This window comes from Paenibacillus sp. MMO-177 (assembly GCF_037147795.1).
Classification (GTDB): Bacteria; Bacillota; Bacilli; order Paenibacillales; family Paenibacillaceae; genus Pristimantibacillus.
Map to the genome: position 1 here is coordinate 67,901 of NZ_JBBCUR010000003.1, position 18,509 is coordinate 86,409.

The 18,509-nt window shown below is 49.7% G+C and carries 23 protein-coding genes and 1 pseudogene; 2 read left to right on the forward strand and 22 right to left on the reverse strand.

Annotated features, from left to right (window positions below; genetic code table 11):
* Nucleotides 1–8 precede the first annotated feature (8 nt).
* The 11 genes and pseudogenes from WFK81_RS11340 to WFK81_RS11390 all read right to left on the reverse strand — a co-directional run bounded on the left by WFK81_RS11340 (nt 9) and on the right by WFK81_RS11390 (nt 8,045).
* A complete protein-coding gene (locus tag WFK81_RS11340) occupies nt 9–821 on the reverse strand; it encodes a TIGR01457 family HAD-type hydrolase (protein WP_336786535.1) in 813 nt (270 codons plus the stop codon).
* On the reverse strand, nt 818–2,122 hold the full coding sequence (locus WFK81_RS11345; RefSeq protein WP_336786536.1) for a ribonuclease H-like domain-containing protein: 1,305 nt from the start codon (nt 2,120–2,122) through the stop codon (nt 818–820). Before WFK81_RS11345 ends, WFK81_RS11340 begins: the two co-directional genes overlap by 4 nt.
* 40 nt (nt 2,123–2,162) lie before the next feature.
* Nucleotides 2,163–2,618: pseudogene (locus WFK81_RS11350) on the reverse strand (Zn-binding domain-containing protein); the annotation flags it as partial.
* Between the two features lie 28 nt (nt 2,619–2,646).
* Nucleotides 2,647–4,893 carry a DEAD/DEAH box helicase gene (locus tag WFK81_RS11355; RefSeq protein ID WP_336787310.1) on the reverse strand — a complete coding sequence of 749 codons (2,247 nt, stop codon included), beginning with the start codon at nt 4,891–4,893 and terminating at the stop codon, nt 2,647–2,649.
* Between the two features lie 99 nt (nt 4,894–4,992).
* Nucleotides 4,993–5,181 carry a hypothetical protein gene (locus tag WFK81_RS11360; protein ID WP_336786537.1) on the reverse strand — a complete coding sequence of 63 codons (189 nt, stop codon included), beginning with the start codon at nt 5,179–5,181 and terminating at the stop codon, nt 4,993–4,995.
* The gene (locus tag WFK81_RS11365) at nt 5,178–5,618 is read right to left on the reverse strand and encodes a hypothetical protein (RefSeq protein ID WP_336786538.1); all 441 of its coding nucleotides are present in this window, start codon (nt 5,616–5,618) and stop codon (nt 5,178–5,180) included. The genes WFK81_RS11360 and WFK81_RS11365 overlap by 4 nt, the downstream gene beginning before the upstream one ends.
* Before the next feature lie 26 nt (nt 5,619–5,644).
* The gene (locus WFK81_RS11370; RefSeq protein WP_336786539.1) at nt 5,645–6,166 is read right to left on the reverse strand and encodes a hypothetical protein; all 522 of its coding nucleotides are present in this window, start codon (nt 6,164–6,166) and stop codon (nt 5,645–5,647) included.
* Nucleotides 6,167–6,521: 355 nt separating this feature from the next.
* Nucleotides 6,522–6,878 (reverse strand): hypothetical protein, encoded by a 357-nt coding sequence (locus WFK81_RS11375; protein WP_336786540.1) that lies wholly within the window; start codon nt 6,876–6,878, stop codon nt 6,522–6,524.
* Between the two features lie 97 nt (nt 6,879–6,975).
* Nucleotides 6,976–7,257 carry a hypothetical protein gene (locus WFK81_RS11380; RefSeq protein WP_336786541.1) on the reverse strand — a complete coding sequence of 94 codons (282 nt, stop codon included), beginning with the start codon at nt 7,255–7,257 and terminating at the stop codon, nt 6,976–6,978.
* A complete protein-coding gene (locus WFK81_RS11385; protein WP_336786542.1) occupies nt 7,250–7,675 on the reverse strand; it encodes a hypothetical protein in 426 nt (141 codons plus the stop codon). The genes WFK81_RS11380 and WFK81_RS11385 overlap by 8 nt, the downstream gene beginning before the upstream one ends.
* A 55-nt stretch (nt 7,676–7,730) precedes the next feature.
* Nucleotides 7,731–8,045, reverse strand: a complete 315-nt coding sequence (locus WFK81_RS11390) for a hypothetical protein (protein WP_336786543.1) — start codon at nt 8,043–8,045, stop codon at nt 7,731–7,733.
* Nucleotides 8,046–8,309: 264 nt separating this feature from the next.
* Between WFK81_RS11390 and WFK81_RS11395 the strand changes: the two genes are divergently transcribed.
* Together WFK81_RS11395 and WFK81_RS11400 are read left to right on the forward strand one after the other, a co-directional pair.
* Nucleotides 8,310–8,732 carry a Na-translocating system protein MpsC family protein gene (locus WFK81_RS11395; RefSeq protein WP_336786544.1) on the forward strand — a complete coding sequence of 141 codons (423 nt, stop codon included), beginning with the start codon at nt 8,310–8,312 and terminating at the stop codon, nt 8,730–8,732.
* 156 nt (nt 8,733–8,888) lie between these two features.
* Entirely contained in the window at nt 8,889–9,074 is a 186-nt protein-coding gene (locus tag WFK81_RS11400; RefSeq protein ID WP_336786545.1) for a hypothetical protein, read from the forward strand.
* A gap of 75 nt (nt 9,075–9,149) precedes the next feature.
* Here the strand turns inward: WFK81_RS11400 and WFK81_RS11405 are convergent, their stop codons facing one another.
* The 11 genes from WFK81_RS11405 to WFK81_RS11455 form a co-directional block, all read right to left on the reverse strand.
* On the reverse strand, nt 9,150–9,380 hold the full coding sequence (locus WFK81_RS11405) for a helix-turn-helix domain-containing protein (RefSeq protein ID WP_336786546.1): 231 nt from the start codon (nt 9,378–9,380) through the stop codon (nt 9,150–9,152).
* Between the two features lie 157 nt (nt 9,381–9,537).
* Entirely contained in the window at nt 9,538–9,750 is a 213-nt protein-coding gene (locus WFK81_RS11410) for a hypothetical protein (protein ID WP_336786547.1), read from the reverse strand.
* On the reverse strand, nt 9,747–10,544 hold the full coding sequence (locus WFK81_RS11415) for an N-acetylmuramoyl-L-alanine amidase (RefSeq protein WP_336786548.1): 798 nt from the start codon (nt 10,542–10,544) through the stop codon (nt 9,747–9,749). Before WFK81_RS11415 ends, WFK81_RS11410 begins: the two co-directional genes overlap by 4 nt.
* Nucleotides 10,544–10,942 carry a hypothetical protein gene (locus tag WFK81_RS11420; protein WP_336786549.1) on the reverse strand — a complete coding sequence of 133 codons (399 nt, stop codon included), beginning with the start codon at nt 10,940–10,942 and terminating at the stop codon, nt 10,544–10,546. Before WFK81_RS11420 ends, WFK81_RS11415 begins: the two co-directional genes overlap by 1 nt.
* Before the next feature lie 99 nt (nt 10,943–11,041).
* Nucleotides 11,042–12,157 (reverse strand): hypothetical protein, encoded by a 1,116-nt coding sequence (locus tag WFK81_RS11425; RefSeq protein WP_336786550.1) that lies wholly within the window; start codon nt 12,155–12,157, stop codon nt 11,042–11,044.
* Nucleotides 12,158–12,161: 4 nt separating this feature from the next.
* Entirely contained in the window at nt 12,162–14,756 is a 2,595-nt protein-coding gene (locus WFK81_RS11430; RefSeq protein WP_336786551.1) for a hypothetical protein, read from the reverse strand.
* A 16-nt stretch (nt 14,757–14,772) separates the two neighbouring features.
* On the reverse strand, nt 14,773–15,324 hold the full coding sequence (locus tag WFK81_RS11435) for a putative phage tail protein (protein ID WP_336786552.1): 552 nt from the start codon (nt 15,322–15,324) through the stop codon (nt 14,773–14,775).
* The gene (locus WFK81_RS11440) at nt 15,321–16,460 is read right to left on the reverse strand and encodes a baseplate J/gp47 family protein (protein WP_336786553.1); all 1,140 of its coding nucleotides are present in this window, start codon (nt 16,458–16,460) and stop codon (nt 15,321–15,323) included. Before WFK81_RS11440 ends, WFK81_RS11435 begins: the two co-directional genes overlap by 4 nt.
* A 15-nt stretch (nt 16,461–16,475) precedes the next feature.
* Nucleotides 16,476–16,892: a DUF2634 domain-containing protein gene (locus WFK81_RS11445; RefSeq protein WP_336786554.1), complete on the reverse strand. Its 417-nt coding sequence runs from the start codon at nt 16,890–16,892 to the stop codon at nt 16,476–16,478.
* A gap of 13 nt (nt 16,893–16,905) precedes the next feature.
* On the reverse strand, nt 16,906–17,232 hold the full coding sequence (locus tag WFK81_RS11450) for a hypothetical protein (protein WP_336786555.1): 327 nt from the start codon (nt 17,230–17,232) through the stop codon (nt 16,906–16,908).
* 146 nt (nt 17,233–17,378) lie between these two features.
* On the reverse strand, nt 17,379–18,461 hold the full coding sequence (locus WFK81_RS11455) for an XkdQ/YqbQ family protein (RefSeq protein ID WP_336786556.1): 1,083 nt from the start codon (nt 18,459–18,461) through the stop codon (nt 17,379–17,381).
* Nucleotides 18,462–18,509: the final 48 nt, after the last annotated feature.

Genomic DNA, 18,509 nt, shown 5'->3' on the forward strand with positions numbered 1-18,509 from the left:
GCTTTCTCTTATATCCCGATTGAGGACGAAATATACGAGACCAGCTTATGCAAATCATCGCAAATAACGTCTGGCCTGCAGCCCGCGCGTTCTGCGTAAAAGTCTAGATTATCGCTTGTCGTTAACCCGGTTAACACCAAAATCGTTCCGCAGCCAGAGGCATGACCCGCCGCGATATCGGTTGCAAGGTTATCGCCAATGACCCAAGTCTCATCCGCAGACAGACCAATCCGGCGAAGGGAATAGTCCATTAATATCTTCGACGGCTTGCCGATCAGCGTAGGCTCTTTGCCTCCAGCCGCGGTCAGCATGGCGCCTATCGATCCCGCGCCGGGGAATAAGCCGCCTTCACCCGGCAGCAGCAGATCCGGGTTGGTCAACACGAATTCCGCGCCCTGGTGAATGGATCTAACCGCTCTCGTCAGCTGCTCGTACGACAGCTGCCGGTCCAATCCCTGCAGGACAAATTCCGGCTGCTCCTCGGTAAGCCGCAAGCCCGCTGCTTCAACGGCTTCAATGAGCCCGCTTTCGCCGATGACCAGTACAGAGGCGCCGGGCTTTCGGTTGGCTATGTATTGCGCCGCAGCCTGTGCGGAGGTGCATACCTCGCTCGGCTCGGCGTCGATCCCCATTGTGCGCAGCCGTTCGGCAACGGCTTCCGGGGATACGGTCGAGTTATTCGTCACGAACCGGTAAGGCAGCTTCCATTCCCGAAGCTGCCGGATAAGCTGGTCCGCACCGTCAATACGCTGGGTGCCATGATATAAAGTGCCGTCCAGATCAAGGAGCAAGCCTTTCATCGGCGCTGATTGTTTGTTCATTCCGCAAGCTTCCTTCCCGTCTTGCGCAGAAGCCGCTCCCTCCTCTTGCGAAGGCTTTCGATTTCGGCGCGGCGCTTCGCGTCCCTTCTCCCGAGAGGATCGATAAGCGCCAATTCCAATGCTTCTGACACATATGATAGAGCTGAATCGTAATCCTTCAGCTTATGCTCGTAATACATAGCCAGTTCAGTGCTCGCATTCAAGCCAGCCGACCCATGCTGGACCGACTGTATAACAGCCTTCTGCCACAATAACACAGCTCGCTGCCAATTGCCAGCCTTCTTGTCTCTCGCAGCCAGCATGTTCAGCGTGGCCGCTGCGGTGCGTTCACAGCCTAACGCTGCTTCGAACATAAGCTCCGCACGGCCTTGATGTCCCATCTTCTCCAACCATAAGCCCGTGCGGATCAGTTCTTCCGATTCCGAGGGCATCGGCAGCCGGTAGCCGCCCTCCGCGTTCCCGTTCAACAGATGTCCAAAGCGGATGGACAGACATACCAGCGACAGCATATCAATCTCATTATGCTGATAGACGCCCCGAAGAGGCTCCGGATTGCCGTCGGCCAGAAACTGAAAATACAGCTGCGGCGCAAGCGAGCCGGGCACATCGTCCACCCGCTCGATTCCTAGCCGTTCCTCTTCGACATGGCTTAACCGCAGCGACGCGAGCGTGTTCTTCCAGATGCTGCGGGAAGGGTGCAGAAAATCAAGATGAAGCGGCTCCCATAGCTTCCGATTGTATCCGTGCAAAATGAACCGGGTTTGCATAACCGGCCAGTCGAAGGTTTTGCCGTTATAGCTGACCAGATAGCGGTAGCTGCCTAATTTGCCGTTGAGGTAATAAAGCATCGCCCGCTCCTCGGCGGGGTGGCGGATCACCGCCTGTTCCACGATCAGCTCGGAGCCCGTCCAATAGGCCAGTCCAACCATAAACGGCACATTGCCCGTGCCAACGCCAAGCCCCGTCGTCTCGAGGTCGAGATACAACAGCTGTTCGGCGTTTATTGGCGAATCATGAAATGCCGCCAGTCCGGCCGACGCGGCGGGCAGCTCTCCCAAGCAATGTATGCCATGCTGATGACCGGCAGGGTATGCAAGCCTTCTGATGAGAAAGCTGCCCGCTTCGTTATGAAGCAGTTTCACCCCCATGGAGGACCATTCTTCCGACAAGGTCTCCAGTTTGTCGGAATCCGCGGCAGGCGGCGGCTCCGGTGCTTGCACGGCCGCTGCGGCTTCTTCAGAAGGAGAAGCCGGGCTGCTGCTTCCGCGAAGCCTGTTCATTTTATCGCGAAGACTGCTCATATCCCGTTCTTCCTCCCTTTTTCTAGAGCAACATGCAGATTTATAACATGGATAAGAGCTGTACGCTTTTCTGCTTCCCGTTGATTCCGTCGATTTCGTTTCCGATACATGATGGACATCCATCCTTGCATGAGCATTTTTTGATGAGATTGGCGGCGGCCTGCTTCACATCGTCAAACCGTTTGTACACGTCGTCGGCAAGCCCGATTCCGCCAGGGTAATGGTCATAAATAAAGATCGTCGGCAGACCCGTATGGGCCGCTTTGATCTGGGAAGTAACATGAACGTCGCTCCGGTCGCACATCACCATTACCGGCACGATGTGCTGAATGACGTTGGCGATGCCAAGCAGCAGCTGCTCCAGAACCTTGGTTCCGAGCTCCGGATCGGTATCCTTCAGTTCTAGCCAGGTAGCGCGGGTATGAAGCTCCTGCTCTGGCAGATGGATGGGTCCGGACCCGATATTTTCGAAGGTGGTTAGCTTGATTTTAATGAACCGTAGTACAGAACCAAGAAATAACGCTTTATAATCCCTCCATTAATAGAAGGGATTTTTTCTTTGCGTCCATTCCTTCGACTTCTGTTCCAATACATGAAGGGCATCCATCTTCGCATGGGCAGCGTCGAACTAAGTTTATAGCGGCTGCTTTTATTTCGTCGAATCGCTTATAAACGTCTTCGGCTAACCCGATACCGCCGGGATAATGGTCGTAGATAAAGATCGTCGGCAGCTGCGAATGTTCGGCCCTTATTTGTGAAACTACATGAATGTCGCTACGGTCACACATAACATGTATCGGGACGATATGCCGTATCACATTGGATATGCCCATTAGAAGCTGTTCCAGGGTTTTTGTTTCTAACGTCGGGTCAACCTCTTTTATTTCTATCCAGGTCGCGCTGGTATGCAGTTCTTCTTCGGGCAGTTTTATAGGGCCATAACCAATATTTTCGAAACTCGTTAAACGGATTTTTTTAAACATTGTTGCCATAATATTTACAGCCGCGTCGCCTTGATTAATGGACGTGGTTCGCCTGTTTTCGGTTCGGTCTATGGAAAGGACTTTTAACTTAACGGCCAGGTTCGCGTCGGTGTAATATTCTACATCGACTTCGCGTACGTAGGCCTTTTTATGTTCCCAGTCCAATTTTTCGACTTGAAACTGTACGCCTTCATGTAAGTATATGGCTTCGTCATGTAAAAGGGTCATTGCGCTAAACCGGTCCATTTCACCGATAATCCTTACGTTCGCTACGTCCGATTGGTCGATAATTACGACGTTTTCCTGGGCAGCAGACCGCAGGCTAACTTCATGCGCTGGGAAAGATTGATTCGCCCAGTAGAACGTATCCCCAGCCTGGGTAAGCACTCTTTCTTCTACCAGGTATTCCAGTATGTCGATTATCTCAGCTGGGCCGAATTCATCCCCCTTTTTAAACGGAAGTTCATATGCCGCGCACCGCATATGGTCTACCAGGATTAACAAATTTTCCGGGTTAATGCGCGCCGATTCCGGGGAACGTTCGAAGAAGTATTCGGGATTTTGTACTACATACTGGTCTATAGGCGTATTGCTGGCTACCATTACGACAAGGGCTTCGCCGTGCCTTCTGCCTGCCCGGCCTGCTTGCTGCCAGGTGCTGGCGACGCTGCCCGGATACCCCGACATAATACAGACTTGCAGCTGTCCAATATCTACGCCCAGTTCCAAGGCGTTCGTACTTACGACGCCCAGTATTTCCCCGTTCCGTAAGCCCCGTTCGATTTCCCGGCGCTGGTTCGGCAAATAGCCGCCCCGATAGCCGCGTATGGATTTGGCCCCCAGTTCATTCTTAACCAGTTCCTGCAAATGGCTTAGAATAAGTTCAACCCTTACCCGGCTACGGGCAAAAACGATTGTCTGTACTTTATTAGAAAGAAACTCTTTAGCTAATTGGTTTACTTCGACAGTCGCGCTTTTTCGAAGGTTCAAAGGCTTATTAACGATTGGCGGGTTATAAAATACGAAATGCTTCCTTCCTCTTGGCGCGCCGTTGTCGTCAATTAGCCGCATAGGTTTACCTGTTAGCTGTTCGGCTAGTTCCTTCGGGTTTGCGATTGTCGCAGACGTACATATAAAAAGCGGATTGCTGCCGTAGAATTTGCAGATACGTTGCAACCTACGTATGACGTTTGCTACATGGCTGCCGAAAACGCCCCTGTATGTATGCAGTTCGTCAATAACAATGTATTTTAGATTACTGAATAAGCTTACCCATTTCGTATGGTGCGGCAGAATCGCCGAATGCAGCATATCAGGGTTCGTTATAACGATATGGCCGACGTTCTTAACAATCTGCCGAATTGCTGGGGAAGTGTCTCCGTCATAGGTAAAGCTTTTAATGTCGATTCCCATTTCGGCTATGATTTCGTTCAGTTCGCTTTTTTGGTCTTGCGCCAGGGCTTTCGTCGGGAACAAGTAAAGCGCGCGGCTGGCGTCGTCTTCTGCGATTGCCTGTAGAACAGGAAGGTTATAACATAACGTCTTTCCCGAAGCAGTCGGGGTTACAGCTACGACATTTTCGCCTTTACGAATTGTTTCATATGCCGTGTGTTGGTGACTGTATAACTGTTCAATACCCCTTTTAGCCAGGGCTGCCTTTATCCGTGCGTCTACGCTATCGGGCATGGGTCTTGATTTTGCTTCTATAGGTTCAACTTCGTGCCAGTTGATTACATTTTCGTTAGTTCTTAATCCTTCTATTAATTGAGAAAGATTTTTCTTTCGCAGCATAATACCACTCCTTACCTAGAACGACTGTTCCCCTCATTATATATGTTCCCGACAAAATAAAAAAAGCCCTTTTTTTAACAGGCTTTTTTCTTCGGTCTATGCTATTTCGAATTCCTGTTCGCAGCCCTGGCATACAGCTACCGTGCTTACTTCTGTTTCCCCGGTTATTGTGTGTTTCTTTGTTACCCGGAAGCGGTCGAATAGTTCCGTTTCCCGGCAGCTGCGGCAGTACCCGGTAACAGTCACCAGGTAGACGCGGCTTACTTGTTCCAGGTTATCGGTCAAGCCTGGCCCCCGAAAACTTCGTCGGCAATACGGGCAAATAACGCCCGGCGTTCTGTTCGATTAAGTTTGGGGATTATAGCACGAAGCCCGACAAAAATATCTTCCAACGGTTCAACCTTAGCAGCTTTAGTATTCAACGATTTGACAGCCAGCTGCTGCTTCGCTGCTTCTTCTTCCGCAGCCCATATTTTTACTTCTTCCTTGTTATCATGCCTTCGCAGGAAATACGGCGCATATTTGCCGCTCACCTTAAAACTTTCGCCGTCCGCTGTTTCGTAAAATTGGTATATGCCGCCAACGCTAGCTGCTACCAGGGGCTTGTCATACAATCCGTAGCTATCTGAGCCTACCACTCCCCAAGCATATACGCGCTTACCTTTACTTACCCTTATCCCTTTGAATACCCATTCCTTCGGGATTACATTTTCTTCGGACATTTCCCTGGCCCCCTACCTAATAAAAATTAAGCAAATACCGTTTTACGGCAGTAGCGGCATTTCCCACATGTCACAGCACTAGGTTCCTGGTCTGCTATTGTTTCTGGGTCGATTGTTCCAGCCAGACCACAGCCAGTGGAATTTTTGCTTCCCGGTTCATAAAGGTGTACTTTCGGGTTCCCTTGGTAGCGTACCGTCTTTACGGTTGTGGGCTTATGCTTATTAGCTACTTCATCGAAAGTTGCGTCGAAATGGCGCATAATGCCGTCAGCAATATCGCTCTCCGGTTGTTTCACTACAGGGGCAGCTGCGATACTGGCCGACAATTCCCCCCAGCCCAGCAATTCCAGCAGTGCCTTCGCTTTCGCCGCCTTGTCCGGGTTCGCAGCCATATAAAGGGGTATCATTTCTTCTAGCAGTTCGCGCTGGCCGAATTCCGGGCCGTTCGCTTTCGCCAGGGCGTCCAACAGCGCCCGCGTTTCGCTGCCTACCTTCGTACTGTAAACTACCAGGGTCTTACCTTCTGCGATTCGTTTACCTTTAGCCATTTAGCAACCCGCTTTCGTACATTATAATGTAGTAACTCTTAATCACTATTATACTAGTAAAGATAACTTGAAGTAAAGACTTCTACAGAGAACGATTAACGGGGGACTGCATATATAAATTCAGCAATTCGAAAGGGGGGTATCTTTAGATAAAAAACGAAAGCCGGGAAAGTGTACTAGAAAAGTACCCCCCCGGCAAATTACAGCGGTCTTATATTAAAAGTCCAAAAGAGAAGAAGAAAAGAGTAATTCTATATACTTAATAAATACTATTAATAACTATATATATAATAATAAATTTTATTTATATATTATATATTTATATTATATATATGTATTTTAGCGCTGGAAGTCTTTACAGCCAGGTTTGCAGCTTTTCGAAGTCCTTCCCAGTTGCCTTTACGTATAATCGCTGGCCGTCTTCGAAAGTTATTACGGCTGTACTGGCGTCCTTCTTTCGGCCCCCGATTGCTGCCCCGGCTAATAGGCCTATGCCCCCGGTAAGCGCGCCGCCTATAATTGCCCCAGCTGCTGCTTTTCCAGCGCTTCGGGTTGCGGCTTCTTGCCAGTCCAGCCCGGCAACTGATAGCGTCGAAGAAGAAAATAAGCCTGTTTTGAATTTCAGCGTACCCGGCTTATCCCCCTTATCTATGTATACTTCTTTCCCTTTTACATGCTTACAGCCTGTTACGATTTTCAATCTAAGCGACATAATACCTAGTCCCTTCCTGATATTTCCTATATTGTACCTGGATTGTCCCCTACAGACAACAGAAAACGAAAAAAGGCCCGCTGGGGGCCTTTTGTTTCTAATATATCCGCTTAAAGTTTTCTTCGTCTTCGGCGGCTGTGCTGTTCCAATTCGGGGAAATCAGCAGCTTTGCCTGGGTGACGTCGCCAATCCTTACGGCCTTCTGTATTTCGCTTATGCGGTAATGGCGCTGCTTATCATGAATGGATACCAGGGCAAGCTGTGAAAGAATAACCAGCTGACCGTCTGTCTTGTCGGCGCTAAAAAGGCCCTTTGCATAATTCTCTACTGCCTGCTTCATGTACTTATCGATAAATTGCTGCGTTGCTCGTTTATTCATACTGTTGCCCCCCTACTAGTTTAGTACCTATTTCGATAGTTCTGCTATGGTCGATACGTTCCTGGACATAGCCCCTGGCGCGGCAAAAGTCCTCCACTTCCTTCCAGGTTAAATACGGGTTATAAGGTTCCTGCATAAGAAGCGGAAGTACAGCCAGCTTAAACCCTAGCGTATTTGGGTTTAGTATATGATCGGTTGGAATAACTGGTAGCCGATAATGGTAACGCATTTCGTAGATTACTGCTACTTTCTGCCCCTGCTGTACTTCTGCCTGGTATGCCATAGCCTGGAAGAAGTTCATATTTTCGCAGCTTCCCGCGTACCTTCCGTCCTGGTAATAAACGAACACCATAAAAAGTACATCCCTTAGTTGTTCAAATTGTTTTGGTGTTACCCTACGCTTATTTCTCTTATTCATTTCGTCCAGTCCCTTCGATTACTAATATTATAAAGGGGCCAAAGCCCCCGGCTTTCTACTTCATTTTCGGCGCTACAGGGACGATAAGCCATTTACCCGGTACAATGCGGTATTTGGGGTTCGTGTCTAGCACTTCGTAAGCTTCCGGGTCAAGCCCCAGCCCCTGCAATTCTTCCGGGGTCTTTACGAAAGTTCCGTCATTAAGTTGGTTACGTGCTTTCTGCGCCAGTACCTGGCTGCCGCTAAACGCCTTCGCCTTGACCATCTTGCCGCAGTCCGAAGCCCATACTACCGCATGGCTGTAGGTGCGGTCAGTCGTGCGCGTTACCTCTACCCCGTTTACTGTCGCTGCGTATACCGTTTTCGCCATTTTGTCACCCTCATTTCGTTTATTTCGTTACCTATAGATAACATTATACACAGATAACAAAAAGAAGTAAAGATATCTTTACTGATATCTTGTTAATATTTATCCATTGATTGTTCTAATGGGTCTATGCGATAATCCTACTATTTCCTTCCTCTCGTAAAGGTAGCTTTATTTGCGGGTAGGTCGAAGGTTGTAATTTCTTGACGAAAATTCTGGAAAATTATATTATGTAAAGGTTGGTGCTTGTAATCTGTGGATAACAACATGAACAGTCAGAATCGAATTGAACAGTTCGAACATGGACTAGAAAAGGCCCTGGCGAAAACCCATAAAAACATTATGGGGCGCGGCCCAATTCAAACCGAAGTCCGAATCGTCGGAAATGCTGTATTTACCCGATTCGAAACCGAATTAATAGGGTCGGAAAAACTTTTGCTGGGTTTCCTTAATGAAAATCGACATACATACAGCTATTTCGAGTATCTACGGGGTATCTCCATTCCTATCTACGAACGAATGTTTACGAGAATTAACAAGTTGCTGCGCATCACAGGAATGGAATTTCGTGTAGACGATAACTACACTTTCATGCTGATTACGCTTAGTAGTGATTTGAGATTACTAATCGAAAGCGGCGCAGCTAATGAACCTCCTAATATCGAAGATACGGCAAACTTAACCATATAACTTACCCCTGGCAACGTAAGTGACGAACGACGCGGGCCTGGGTCAATAAGCATTGGCAACTTAAGTGACGAACGATAAGGGTCGGTGAAGTAGATATACTTTGCTGGTTTTTGTTGTATCGAACAACCAAGGTTTTCATTAAGGGGGATAATTAAAGTGGCGAACATCGTAGAAAGTATCGAAGTTCTTACTTCGGCACATAGCAAACTAATTCAAGCGGAAAGGCTGCTGGCACTTAACATCCAGGTCATGCAACAGTTGCAGCTACATGTCGCCGAAGACATTGCAGCGGTTGAACACGAAATAGCAGCTGCTCAACAAGGTTACGTACAGGCTGTTTAAATTCGAAGTTCATTCTTATATCGTTAACTCTACGGGGGCGTAGAGGCCGGGCCGAAGTAAACCTGATTTTTAGGTTTACTTTGGCCTTTTCTTTAAACGGAAACCGAATTCATATAAGGCGCGCGGGTCACAACCCAGCACGTTTGCAAGAATGAAGGCATTTTTCAGCATTAATACCCGTTCATTCGTTTCCCATTGGGATATTTGCCGAAAATCGAAGTTCGTTTTATCGGCAAGCTGCTGCTGTGTCCAACCTTTTTCGGTTCTCCGTTCGTAGAGAAGGCAGCGGCCCAATTCTGTGTCCATGCTGCGCCCCCGTAACGGTATGAAGTTTTCAATGAGCTTTATTTTAACATAGAGCGCAGCAAAGCGGCGAATAAATTAAAAAGCCCCCAGCCCGCAGGCCAGGGGTGAAGTCGAAGGGGTAAACTTCCCGGCATTGGGGCAACGCCCGCCGCCAGGATTACTTCGTATTAGTTTCGGTATTTCCAAACGTACTGTAAATACCGGCGCCCAGCAGGACGTAATTAACCAGGTCTACGTACAGCTGGTACGTCCCGGCGTCCGGGGCTACGTTGTACCTAACCAGCAGCTGGTACAGGCCCGAAGCCAGGGCCGCCAAAAATAGAGGGTTTTTAAGGCGTTTAATTAGTGCGTCGCGCTGTTTCTTCGTCATACTTTCAGCCCCTTTTCTTTGCGGTATTGAATAGTAATAGCCCTCCAAAAATCAACGCTTCCCGTTTTAGGGGACATGTACGGCCCATAGTAGGCTGCCGCTTCCTTCGCCCATTCAGGGGCTGGAATGTCGCGGGTGTTTTCCAGGTCTTTGATTTTTTCAGTCTGTGCATTTAGCGTTTTAAGAATAGTAGCGTTAGATGTTTTCAGCGCTTCCAGTTCGGCGCGTTCTGCTGCTGTCATTGGTTCGTCCTCCTTAAATGCGGAATACAGCGCCTGCCAGGGGAATTTTGGCCCAGGGCAGTACGGCTTACGTACCGGATCAATTTGAAAATGGCCTACTACGGTGTAACTGTTAAGCGGGAAACGCGCCGATTCGCCCCAGATACGGGCTACTTCGTCGGCTATAAACTTATGAAGCCATACGCTGGCCGCCAGTTGGGCTTCGGTAAGCTGGCCGTCTGTCCCTTCGTGTTCAATGCCTACCAGGAATTTATTCGGATTAATAAAACCCCTAGCACATTTGTCCTTAACAATTTGCGCGGTTACTTTTGGCAGGCTTGCAGCGGTAATTCCTTGCGTCCATGCCATTCGGCGAATATCTACGTACTGGTCGATTTCGCCCGTTTTACTTACGCCGAAGTGCGCGCTACTTACGTCGTTACCTGCGCTAGTAAACCAACTACGCATACTAGACATACTGCCGCCGCTAATATGGTCGCATATCCCAATAGGTACGTAACCTTCGCGGCTACTGCTGTTCGTATGTTCATTTCCCCGTTGTACGATTTGCATTAAGCCCCGCCCCCTTTCGTTAGCAAATAACCTATAGCGGCAGCTATGGTTAGCTTAACGACGTCCCTAATTAGTTCCGTCGTCTTGCTATATTGCTTGCTGCGTTCTTGCTGGCCGCCCTTCGTCATGCTTTGCAGCAGCTTCGCGCTGTCCTGGGTCATTTGCCCGAATATCGTAAGGATTCGGCTTTCGAAGCCGTCGAAGCGCGTTACGACGGTTTCTACCAGCGTATGCGTCTTCGTTTGGTAGTTCTGTAAGGTTTGCAGCTGCGTATCCAGCCGCGTATAGTTTTCTTCCAGTCGTTCCATTCGGCGCTTCGCTTCCATACTTTCGGCGTTTAGCCTGGCGATATGTTCCCCGTATTCTTCTGGTGCCGGTATCCGCGTCGTATTGCTCAAATTATCCCCTGCCCCTCTTGGCAATAGTAAAGCCCCGCTATGCACGGGGCTTTCACTTTTGGTTAAATTTATCAATAGAAATTACTTTTGGTTTACGGCCTATGTTAATTTGTACCCACTTACATAAATTTGGGTAAAAGCATTTTGTGCCCCGTTCTTTACGATTATGGAACCATCAACCGGGTTCATGATGCAATCCCCGCCCGAATCAAACGAATTGCTATAACCGGCATTCGGGATAATTTGCGTAGACAGCAGGTTTCCGTTTGAGTCATATACTTTTGACGTCCCGTTTTTCATTGTGAACAAACCGCCGTCCTTCGTTTTGGTTGCCGTATAGGTTGTACCGTTGATAAAATCGGGGACCTCTTGCGGCACCCATATTTGCGTTATGCTTATTGCGCTTGGGTCGAAGTCATATACAACGCCGCCAGACCAAGCCGTACTTCCCACAAAGAAACGTGTTTTGCTCCCATTCTGTCCTATTCTTGTTAACCAGGTCTGCCCGCCACTAGACCCTTTTGACGGCACAAATAGGTCACCACTAATCGTTGAGCCAGATGAATTGATATACTTGATACCCCCGCCATCGTATGCAAGTACCCCGCCGTCATAGGTTTCAATCCCAGCGCGGCAATAACCCACATTCGCCTTAGACCAAGTAGTGGTCCCCGTAGAAAGATTAATTTTCGATAGGGTGTAGTTATTGCTTGCGTCCATCACGTAGACGCTGTTTGATGTACTGTCTAACCCACCTGTCCACACATAAGCCCCGGACGGTTTTGTTATAGACGTAACCGTGCCATTTTGTTGCAAGATATAGATTTTAACGCCCTCTGTGCCGCCGTTATTTCCGAAGTATAAAAACTTGTCTCCAACCGCTGTTAAATAAGCACTCCAAGACGAACCGGCTTGATTATACGTTTTCGTGATAATGAGATTTCCTTGTGGGTCGTACAAGTTTATGTCGGTCGTGGTTTGTGACGTATATTGGTACACCGCCATGTAGCCGTTGGAATTGAAAACCGCATACGAACCTAACATACTTCTAAGGTTCATAAGGGGCTTTCCGCCGGTTTTAGAAACAGGCACCGTCTCCCCTGTTGCATACGCATCCAAGGTCCCGTTAACTAAATAATTAGTTCCCGCCGAAAACTTCTTCCCTAGCCTTACATCGGAAGGGGTGGCATCGCCGCCCAACAGTATGATTGCCATTAGTTTACACCCCCACAATTGAAGCCGATGCATAAACGCGGCTTGCTGTGCCTGCTGTGACTTTAACAGTGATTGCCGTACCTGAAACAGCATTAATGAATACCGGCAATAGGCTATTACTGCCTACAGCTGTTGATTGGTTGTTCAACAATGTTGTTGTTTGCGCACCCGACGCGTCGGCATAGTTCACTGTGACGGTTACGTTAGTTGCACCCGTAACAACACGCATATAGACGCCAATCAAATAATTCCCTTGCGCTGGCGGCGTATATGTCGCAATCGTTGTTGCCGCCGTCGTTGACAGCAAATATTCGGAAACCTTACTTGCTGATAATGCAAAGTCATTTGCGTGTTTTCCGTCCAGCATGTCAACGTTTAAGTTGGCTACGGCGGTCGTGGAAGCCACCGTAAACGGCGCCGTGCCCGTTGCTACTGTTGACGTTAGGGTCCTGAAGGATGAATTACCTGCGCCATCGTCCACTGTCGTGTTTTTGGTATACAGATATTCGACATATGAGGACGTAAACGTGGACCCTTCCCCGATTGGCAATGTAGCTACGTACGGTTGATTTTCCAGCCAAGTGCATGTAAAATTTTGGGCCTGCTCATGGTACGGCTCAAGGCAAATGTTGTTATAGCTGGACGTATTCTTGACGTACAGGTCAACCACAAGCGGATTAAGTGTCGCTACAACGGCAGAGAAAACATCACCCTTGAAATTATTTGCATGCGCCGCCTCAGACACGAATAATTCCACAAAAGGATTATTACCAAGCGCCGCTTGTAACTTAACCCTTATGAATAGCTCACAGCGCGGCACCGTTGCGGCTCCAGTACCAATGCCTAGAACGCTTATTTTTGCTGCGTAATCTGAATATTGCTGGTTCGTCGTAAGGGTTGCAATCTTGGTGTATTGGTTTTGATATACGCCTGCCGTGGCCTGTGATACGTACCCTTTTGCTGTCGTTACCTTGGCCCCTAATTTACCGGCTACGGATACGTCACCAGTGAAGCTAGGACTTGCGATTGGTGCGTAATACGAACCGTGTTGGCCGTCCAATAAATCCGCGTTTAAGTTGGTTACTACGGTTGTAGACGATACAACAAACGGTGATGTGCCCGTGGCTTGCGTAGATTGGAAGCGCGGGGCGCTCATTGTTGCATTGATAGACAAACCGCCTACTGCCAAGCCTGTGCCGCGTGAAATTGTCAAGGCTGTGTTGCCGCTTGCTCCTGCATCAGTTGCCGTTCTGATTTGAAGACTCTTGCCGTCTGCGACAATCCACCATCGTTTTTCGTCTGCCCCTGCTTGGTCACTTTCGTAAAGATCAATAATTGGCGCGCCGTTAGATATGGCTATGTTACCATTCGCTTTGAAATTGCCGTACATCTCGACACCATTAGAAAACGCCGCCGTTCTTGCGCCGCTTGCGCTATACGTATTCAAGTACAACGTATTTGCATCCCAACCACTAAAAGCACCTAATACCATGTTTCCAATGGAATAGCCACGGTCCCCCGATGATTTGGAAGCATTGAAACCCCCGCCTGTTGCCGTACCACTTACCCATGTCGGACTGGCTGTCGTCCGCACGTCTTGGTCCAAGTGATAACCGTCCACCATATCGACATTAAGATTAGGTACTACCGTCGAACTAACTGTAGTCATAGGCGCCGTACCGTCAGCAACCGTAGAAATAAATTGACCGGCCTTCATTTTTCCCGATTGTGTGCCGCCAACTTGTACCGTGTAATCCTGAAGCGTCGTGCTATTCTTGGTGATTGTAAAAATGTCGTCGCCAGAACCGGCAGGGCCGTGGACGTATGTGGACCCGGTTGTGCCTGCGCTCAGAGCAGAGAAACGTAAGCCACCGTTATAGCTGTCAATCTGAAGGCGGGCGTTAGTCCCCGTAACGTTAACGGTTCCGCTGAATGTCGGGCTGGCTGTCGGTGCGTAGTATGACCCGTGTTGGCCGTCCAATAAATCGGCGTTCAGATTTGTTACTACTGTGGTACTTGCTACGGTTAACGGTGCCGTGCCCGTCGCTTGTGTGAACGTTGCCCGGACAAAAGAAGGGCTGCTGGTCGTATTTACAGCCTGGTTCAATCTACCGTTTACGGTTTCTAAGCTGATAGCCGGGGCTGTGTACCAGTTCGACTTCCCGGTTATTTTCTTTACCATGTTCCCTAATTTAGAAAACATATTCGAAATTGTATCAGCCCCGGTAGCAGCTTCTACCGTGTCGTCAATGCTTCGGTTCCCTACTACTGCGTCAATAGCGGCCCCAGCAGCAAGCTGTCCGCTGCCTACTGTATTGTCGGCCAGTTGAGCAGCTGTTACTGTTTTAAGGGCGATCTGTGCGGCTGTTATCGTATTATCGGCCAACTGCGCGGCTGTTACTGCTTTTGCTGCCAGGCCAGCGGTTCCGATTTTAGGGCCGTTTCCAGCTGTACCGTCGTGGCTGTGCCCTGTGGTTCCGCTAAATTTATTGTCTAGCTTTACCCAGTTATCCCGCAGCATGGTATCCGTGTTAAAACTGTTGGCCCCATCAGTCGCAGTATTCGGGTAATACAGCGCCAGATTCGTAGTGGTTGACATTTACCCCACCCCTTTCCTAAATGGCGCCGAATGGCGCGAAGTTTAAAAGCTTCGTTGAGTTCAGCGTATTTATTGTCATAGCGTTTATTTCGCTTACTTTAAGAAACTTAAAGCTGAATGTCTTACCCAGGTGAGCATGTATAATATTTTCTACCGCGTCATTTACGTCGGCTATCTTTTCTGGGACACCATATGGGCCATTGAATTTTATAAGTACCTGGCTGTTTGCTAGGTCTATCGAAACGTCTACTTGCCCGTTAACAAAGGATTCGCAGACAGTTTTAATAAGGGCCGACGAGAAGTTACCTGGGCTTCGCCAGCTGGATAATATCCGTCCCCGCCTAGTTTCGTAGCTATCGGATTCTATTACCGGGATTCGCAGCGCTTCTTCGTAGTATTTCAGCCCCCAGGTCGCCGACTTTATGCGCAGCTGCGCTTTAAGGTCGGCGTTCTTTGTCGATATGCTATCGTATTCGTCGCCCTGAACGGTCTGGATTTTTTTATAAATAGCGCTCGTTTCGTAGTAATCCGGGGCTTGACTTAGCATACGGTCTACGCGTTCGGTCATAATCCTGTCACCGTCCCCATTGTAGGGGCTTGCGTTGCGGTTAAGGCTATATCCGCCGACGCTCCGTTAATGGTTATGCTGGTAAAGTTACTTACCCCTTCTGTGAATGTTAACAGCCCGAAAATTTGATTATATGAGACTGGTAGAGGGTTCTTCGAAACCGCGTCTACTTCGAATACCAGGCCTTTAAGATAAGCCTTTACCGAAGCTTCGAAAGTCGTTTTAACGGTTGCCGGTATGGCCCCGGTCTTGTACTGTATCCCGATTACGGTAATGTTAACTACCAGGTTATCGGCTGCGGCTACGGTACAAGCATTACCCATAGGGGCCTTCCCTTCACCCCGGCCAGCAGCTGCTGGGTCCATGTATGCCTGGGTATCAGCGACTACCTGGGACGAAGCCGGGGCGAAGTCGTTACCTACCAGAATAACCTTCGATGTATTGACGCCCGCCCAGCGCGGTATGCATTTTGCTTTACCGACGCCAGAGACTTCCTGCGCCCAGCGTACCAGGTCGTTTTTATTTCCCCCGGTGTCCGGGTGCGTTACCTTGAAGTCGTACCGCTTCCAGGCTTCTTCGTCCGTTTCCGTATCACGCGCCAGGACTGTAGTTCCCTGGTCGTTAATAATCCGAACGCCTGGAATGGTAGGCTGTAAAACGAATTGGCTGCCCGTTGCCAGATTGCCTATCGTTCCGGCTGCTTGGCATGTTACCGTTACGGTTTTCGCTGTACTGGTCGTCCATGTTGTCGCGGCGTCCGTCGTAAATTGCAGCGGTTGCCCTTCGTTGTCCAGTACGACAGCATATAGCAGTTGCCCGGCTGGAATAGTTATGCCTGCGTCGGCTGTAATAAGTAATGCGCGCTTATTCTTTGTGGCCTGTATCCGCGTCAACCCGACGTCGTACAGGCAGTCGTCCATATCCAACCCCGTAGCGTACCGGGCGAAGCGGCTAGCTAGAATGTTATCCTGGTTAATTTGCAGCTGTTTGATTTCAGCGGGTGACGGCGCTACTGCGTCGTACATGAAGTCGCCGGGTTCGGTCCGCCAGCCATCGGCTTCTACTTTCGCTAGCATCCTGTCACGTATCGCCGTTTCAGTTTCTTCGTACACTGGCTGAAAATTATTTCGTGCCATGAATAATCCTCCTTTCTATGCGCTAAATGTTACGGCGGTCGTCCCGTAGATATGGTCGATAGTCGCCGTTATTACCGCTTCGTCCATCCGTTGCCGGGCTACGGAAATGTCGCTTATGTTACTTATCCAGGGGTCGTATATAATTGCTTCCCGAATGGCCCGTTCCAGTTCCGACGCTTTCGCTACCGGCGGAAGGTCAGAAGCTCGGATAGCGTCCGCGTCGCTGCCGTAGATATGGCCCAGGCTTCCAGGTACTTCCGGGTCAGCGGCGTAAATTAAAAAAAGCCCGCGAATGGTCGCCTGGGCTTTCAATACTATTTGTTCTACGGCTTCCGCGCCTGTGGCCGTTTTAACCCGGCCCGTTAAGTCGGTTGCGAATTCGCCCGCCTGCCAATCAAAAACGGGTGTTTTTCGCTGGTCTTTTACTGCCATTAACTACACCCCCTTAATATTTGTTCAGCACGACATAGGCTACTGCGTTACCGTTCCAGGTCGGCGCAATCGCTACCCGGTCACCGCTTACCAGCGTTAGCTCGTACGGTTTTGAAACGCTGTAGGTCGCAGCCATACCGTCGGGCTTGCAGCTGTTGGCGCTTTGCATAGTCGCCATAACCAGGCCGCCGTTCAGCTTCCCCAGGATTGCCCAGCGGTTGCTGCCGCCCTGGCCGCCGACTATCGGCAGCGCCAGCAGCGTATCACCTTCCCTTAACGGGTAGCAATCTACTGGGACTTCAAAAATATCCAGCCCCAAGGCCAACTTCGTACCTTGCATTACAAAGGTAATAGGGTCGGGGTCAGAAGTCTTTACTACTACCGTATATAGCCCTGCTGCCTTGCTACCTCCCCGGCTCAGCCCGGCCAACGTTTGCAGTAGCGCCAGCTTCTTGTCTGTTTGTCCCATCCTTACCCACCCCCTTATTATTTCTTCGCGTCGCTTGCGTATTTGTCGATTAGCGCCTGCATTTCCGGGCTATAGGTTGCATTTTCGCTTACACCCTTCCCAGGCTTCGTTGCGCTGCCTACTGTGGCTTTCTGTATCTGCTTACCGTCCGGGGTGTATTCCTTCGCGTCCTTTTCGGCGCTATCGAACGGCGCAGCAGGAAGGCCCGGCGCGGCTTCGACGTCCATTACTAGCCCGATACGTCGGCTGCTCATGAAGGTATGTTCTACCCGACGGATATAGTAAGGCCCCAGCGCCATACTTACGCCGTCTTCCACGTAGATAACGTCGCCTACATGGAAAATTGGCATTACCAGGTCATCGTTAACGCCTTCTATACCTATGGTCGCCTTAACCTTATTACCTTCTTTCAGCATGGCCGCCGCATCCTGGGCCATTGTCGCCGCTTTGTCCTTGTCCACTTCTTCGAAGCGTGTACGCGGGCCGAAGTCAGCTATGGCCTGGCTATCGTACTGCGTTATCGTCTTCCCGGTTTCACGGTTAATCAGCTTAACGACGTTATACAGGTCTTCCAGGCTTTCTTCGTACCGGGCGTTTGTCATATTAACGCCGCGCTGGAAGGCCCACATTATGGAAGGAAGTTTTCGTTCGAAGATAACAGCCCCGAAGCTCTCTAAGGAAGGGTCGAAACGTAGCCAATATTTCTTCCCTCCGCCCTGGGCGGTCTTTACCAGGCCGTCTGTTATTACCTGGTCGCCAGCTGCCGCCTTATAAAAAGACGCGGGAAGCGTTACCCCTGTAGGGGCTATCTTCCCGCGCGCTACGCCGACGTTTTTTAGCACTTCTTCGGCCCGCTGGCTGGCCGTCAGTCCCGCGCTAAAGTAATAGTCGTCGGGGTTTTTGGTTAGGAAGTACAGCGGGTCGTAAGCTTTGTACGCCATCATGCCCCGCGCTTCCCGGCCCCGAATTTCCAGGAAGCCGAAGAATTCGCGCTTATCGCCTACAAATAATTCGACTTGCTGCCCCAAGTAGTTTTCTAGGCCGTCGGCTTTTTGCAGCTGAAAGTCTAGCGTACGGCAAGCCGCCCCTATGTCGTCCATAATACGGGGCGGGGCCGATAGCAGCGGCGCGACGTCCTGGCTATTGAT